General features: G+C 38.8%; 3 protein-coding genes and 1 pseudogene. 2 read left to right on the top strand and 2 right to left on the bottom strand.

Annotated features, from left to right (window positions below; all coding sequences use genetic code 11):
• Window positions 1-952: 952 nt before the first annotated feature.
• The gene (locus H5300_RS25330; RefSeq protein WP_182797212.1) at window positions 953-1,201 is read right to left on the bottom strand and encodes a hypothetical protein; all 249 of its coding nucleotides are present in this window, start codon (window positions 1,199-1,201) and stop codon (window positions 953-955) included.
• Between the two features lie 682 nt (window positions 1,202-1,883).
• On the opposite strand from H5300_RS25330, the pseudogene H5300_RS25335 reads away from it, so the two are divergent.
• Both H5300_RS25335 and fadD read left to right on the top strand, forming a co-directional pair.
• A pseudogene (locus tag H5300_RS25335) lies at window positions 1,884-2,522 on the top strand (TetR/AcrR family transcriptional regulator); the annotation flags it as partial.
• Between the two features lie 120 nt (window positions 2,523-2,642).
• The gene (fadD, locus tag H5300_RS25340) at window positions 2,643-4,319 is read left to right on the top strand and encodes a long-chain-fatty-acid--CoA ligase FadD (protein ID WP_182797214.1); all 1,677 of its coding nucleotides are present in this window, start codon (window positions 2,643-2,645) and stop codon (window positions 4,317-4,319) included.
• Window positions 4,320-4,404: 85 nt separating this feature from the next.
• Here fadD and H5300_RS25345 read toward each other — a convergent pair.
• Window positions 4,405-5,242 (bottom strand): methyl-accepting chemotaxis protein (locus H5300_RS25345; protein ID WP_259397944.1); only part of this gene is annotated, 838 nt, incomplete at its 5' end.

Below are 5,242 nucleotides of genomic sequence, written 5' to 3' on the forward strand. Positions count from 1 at the left end.
CGAAAAGAGTCATAATCAGTACAAGTTAAAGAATAGTTAACTCTCTTGATCATTGATCCTAGGATCAGTTCCCTTAATCAAATTAATTGCTCAATATGCGAACAATCTGTGTAGATGCCTATGCCCAAGGCGACTAAACCCCAAACTGCGTATTTCGAACAATTACCCCGTTCCTTTCGAACTGCGCTAGACAATAAATATAAAAAAAGCCCGTAAACACTGGGCTTACGAGCTTCTAATGGACTTTACTGGATTAAGTCAGGTCGCTTACATCATGCCGCCCATAAAACCTTAACCCATTGTTATAGATTAAAAAAAACAAATCAAGAAAATCTAGAACCCCACAATGTACCCTTGATTAAATATTCATCTTAAAAGCACAGCGTTTTGCCTTCCTTGAACAACTCTATACTAGATAAGCTATAATAGACTACCACTAAATTACACCCAGACCTGTCTAATAATAGCCACAAGCAAAATATTGAAAAATTAAGTAAGCAATGAAGCAAGACTAAATCAAGGCATCATTATAAAATTGATATCAAAACAACATTAGCTTAAATGAGAGTGAATAATTCCAACTTTTCAAGACCGACAAGGAAAAGTAGAGTACAAAGTTTTACTGTTAGAGAATGTAACCTTTACAACTCCTTTACTCCATGCCTTATCAAAATAACCCCTTAACCAACGATCATTTTCTTCAAAGGGGAAAGTACAATGAATTACTTTTCCATCGAGACAAAACACATCAGTTTCAATAATATCAATCAGGCTATCCATCGATCTAGCTACATACGTAGGGTTGTTCATAAACCTAACTCCATATTTATACAAGTTAACACCAGATTTATTAATAGCACATATGAGTTATGAACTGAATGACAGAGGACTAGAATGTCACTTGTGGAATCGCCAAATTATATAAAACCAACAGTTAAAATATAAAATTCATTTATAAATATCCAGATAGCAATAACTTATGCTCTAAGATTAATACTTTAACTCTTTCCTTTAAATGAGGTGAGGACAAGTCATATTCAATGTGAAGCTTATCTAACAGACGATGCTTTGGCTCTATAGCCTCACGAACCGCCGGTAAAAGCGCTATCTCTTGGAGATAAGATTTCGTAAAATCTAAGTCCTTTTCTAAAAATGCAATTAGTTCACTCATTGACTCATCAAGGTGATGATCGCTCTTCACTTTTAACACTTCCTATTTATAATTACAGTGAAACAAAGCCTAGCTAAAAGCACGGGAAGCTTCAAACCGAAAGATGTATAGAAGCTTAACTTAATCGAAAAACACTGAAAATGGCGTTTATTTGTCTGTACAGTGTCCACACCTCATCGACGCTACCGCCTCACGAAAATCGCTCCCACAGCCATTTTCTAAAAAGAAGGCTCCTAACATATCACTTGGTAAATTCATTAATGCGGATATTAACTCTTCATATTCTTCCTCATTAGTAAAACAAGCATCCATTTTCGTACAGTTTTTGCAAAAGTGGCAATTCATAAAACCTCACGAGTACAAATATAAAGATTTAGAAAGTCGTGACGAAGACAAACATCCTTTAAGTAAGTTACCTTCATATTGAGTTAATCTCCTAAATTAAAACAGTCAGGATAATTTTAGTATATGACACTTTAAACGAACCTCAAGCCTAAAGGTGAGCTATGATGCATATGAACTACATAAGAGCAACAAAGCAAAATCATAAACTAAGATTCAAGCAATAGACCAAAACATTACACTGAAATAAACAATAAAAAAGACACCACCAAATAATACCCAGAGATATTAGGAGTGAGCCTGATTTAACGGCTCGAAATATATTTTTGGGAAAGATATACTGAAGCCTAAACTGATTAGAGGGACTAAAATGAACAAAACTCGAGAAAAGATTATTTACGGAGCGCTGGAACTTTTTAATCAGCACGGTGAGCGTGGCATCACGACTAATCACATTGCTGCATATGTCGAGGTTAGCCCTGGCAATTTGTACTACTATTTTCGTAACAAACAAGAGATCGTCCGTGCGATATTCACTCTTTATTCAGATGAATTACTGGAAAGGTTTACCCCAATTAAAGGACATTGCGAGGCCCTGCCTTTTTTAAAGCACAACCTTGACTCTCTATTTACCTTAATGTGGAAATATAGGTTTTTCTATGCAAGCCTACCAGAAACCCTTTCGCGCGATGAACAGCTTCATCTTGAATACATAGCAACTCAAGAACGCCTCAACAAGAACTTAATTGAGATCATGCGCGTGTTCGTGCAGCTAAACTTTCTTAAAGCGAATGAAGACGAAATAAAAGAAACGGTGACAACTTTACATTTAATTGCATCAAATTGGCTTACTTATTGTTTTTCTATATCTCCTAAGGCTCAAATAACAAAACCACTTATTTATCAAGGTATGCTGCAGATGATTGCCGTAGTAAAGCCTCTTACGACGACTCAAGGGCTCAAGCAACTTGTCTCACTAGAGGGGTCTATCAAGGTATTAAGCGCAAGAGAGGAACCAAAAGAACAATCTATTCACTCTCCCTCTCCTACTGCACAACAAGAGCGTGAATAGAATTAATCCTGTTCCCCCCTATAATGTAAGAGACAATAGAATACATAGGAATTTATCTTGAATAAACCTTGGTTAGCAAGCTACCCCAACGATGTACCTGAAAATATCAACGCGGATAAATATTCGTCATTGATTGAAATGTTTGAAGAAGCTGTTCAAAAATACGCCGACCGACCCGCATTTATAAGTATGGGATCGGTGATGACATTTCGAAAACTTGAAGAGCGTAGTCGAGCATTTGCTGCATATCTACAGCAAGAACTGAAGCTAGAAAAAGGAGATCGTGTCGCCCTCATGATGCCAAATTTACAACAATACCCTGTTGCTCTATTTGGTGTTCTTCGTGCAGGCTTAGTTGCAGTAAACGTAAACCCACTTTATACGGCTCGAGAACTGGAGCATCAACTCAATGATTCAGGCGCTAAAGCAATCGTCATTGTTTCAAATTTTGCGAGTACTTTAGAGAAAATCGTGACAAAAACGCAAGTTGAACACGTGATTTTGACCAGTTTAGGACAAATGCTACCTCGCCCAAAAGGGGCCATCGTTGACTTTGCTGTTAAATACATCAAAAGGATCGTCCCTAAGTATAAGCTACCGGGTGCAATATCCATGCGCCACACATTACGCAAAGGTTATCGACTACAATATATAAAGCCATTAATAAACGGCGAGGATATTGCATTCTTACAATATACAGGAGGAACAACAGGTGTTGCTAAGGGAGCCATCCTTACACATAAGAACATGACCTCTAATGTATTGCAGGCAAAAGGTTCGTACTCACCAGTTTTGCGTGAAGGTAGTGAATTAGTCGTTACGGCTCTACCGCTTTACCATGTTTATGCATTAACCGTTAACTGTCTATTATTTTTAGAGATGGGCGGCTGTAACCTTCTTATACCAAACCCTCGTGACATTCCTAGCTTTGTCAAAGAATTACAAAAATACCCATTTACCGCGATTACAGGTGTAAACACCCTATTTAACGCCTTAATCAATAATGAAAACTTCTGTAATTTAGATTTCAATAATCTGAAACTATCGGTTGGTGGCGGGATGGCCGTACAGCGCACTGTTGCAGAAAAGTGGAAAAGAGTGACTAATACCCACCTGCTTGAAGGGTATGGCTTGACAGAGTGTTCCCCACTAGTCACTGGTAACCCATATACACTTAAAGATTATAATGGCTCTATTGGCATTCCTGTTTCCTCAACGGATGTCAGGATCGTTGATGACCTTGGGAACCCCTTGCCTCTAGATGAAACCGGAGAGCTTCAAGTCAAAGGACCACAAGTGATGAAAGGCTATTGGCAGCGGCCAGAAGCGACAAAGAAAGCGATCAACTCAGACGGCTGGCTGTCTACTGGCGATATTGTCCGAATTGATAACAAGGGATTTATTTCTATTGTAGATCGCAAAAAGGATATGATCATTGTATCAGGCTTCAACGTTTACCCGAATGAAATCGAAGATGTTGTCGCCTCAAATGAGAAAGTTTTAGAGGTCGCTGTAATAGGTGAACCTAATGAAAAAACAGGGGAATTGATCAAACTGTTTGTGGTGAAGCGGGACCCAAGCTTGACCAAAGAAGAGATTAGAGGATATTGCCGTGAACATTTAACAGCTTACAAGGTACCAAAAGTTGTAGAGTTTAGAGAGGAACTTCCCAAGAGCAGCGTTGGGAAGATTTTACGCCGAGAGCTACGAACTGAAAATATAAAATCTCACTAATAGATGGACGGTTGACAGAGCTCTCACCACAACAGGTGAGAGCTCTTTTACACATCTGATAGGTCAAATACTGACACAGAACATCTCAGTATTTAAATTGAGAAACAATCGTATCTAACTTTTGACTAACCTGCGTTAATTCCTGACTACACTCAACAACGCCTTGTATTTTTCCATACGTATCGCTTGCTAAATCTGATATTTGGGTAATATTTTTATCAATTTCACTTGAAACTAGCGACTGTTCTTGCGATGCCGCCGATATTTGTACATTCATATTAACTAAGTTGTCCAATTTATGGTTTAAACCATCGATCTCCTGCACAACGTCTAAGGTATACCCCTTAGTCACACCGGCTTGCTCTTGACTTTGAATGATTAATTGGACGGTATCATGAATGCGAGACGTCAAATTACGTACTGTCTTTTCAATTTTTCGTGTTGAATGGTCCGTTTTCATCGATAAATCTCTTACTTCATCGGCGACCACAGCAAATCCACGCCCAAACTCACCCGCTCGCGCCGCCTCAATCGCGGCATTAAGTGCTAATAAATTAGTGCGCTCTGCAATGGCTTGAATCGTTGCTACCACAGTATTAATCTCACTACTTTGAAGTTCTAAATCCTCGACAAGGTGCTGAGACTTAGAGATCCGGCCCGCTAAGGTGTTCATGTTTTTATTCGCATTCTCGGTGACTTCTAAAGCCCTGTCCGACACCTCTTTTATGGTCGTGGTTGTGTAAGCGACTTGCTCAATATTAGAAGTAATAGACTGACCAGTTTGAACAAGTTCATTTACTGCAGTCGCAATGGATTCAGATTCGACTTTTTGAAGCTCGACATTCGTCATACTTCTCTTTGCAATTTCATCAGAGCTAACCGAGTTTTGATTCAAAATACTTCGCACCTCAGCAACTTCTTTA

The sequence above is a fragment of the Vibrio sp. SG41-7 genome (genome assembly GCF_014164465.1).
GTDB classification, from domain to species: Bacteria; Pseudomonadota; Gammaproteobacteria; order Enterobacterales; family Vibrionaceae; genus Vibrio; species Vibrio splendidus.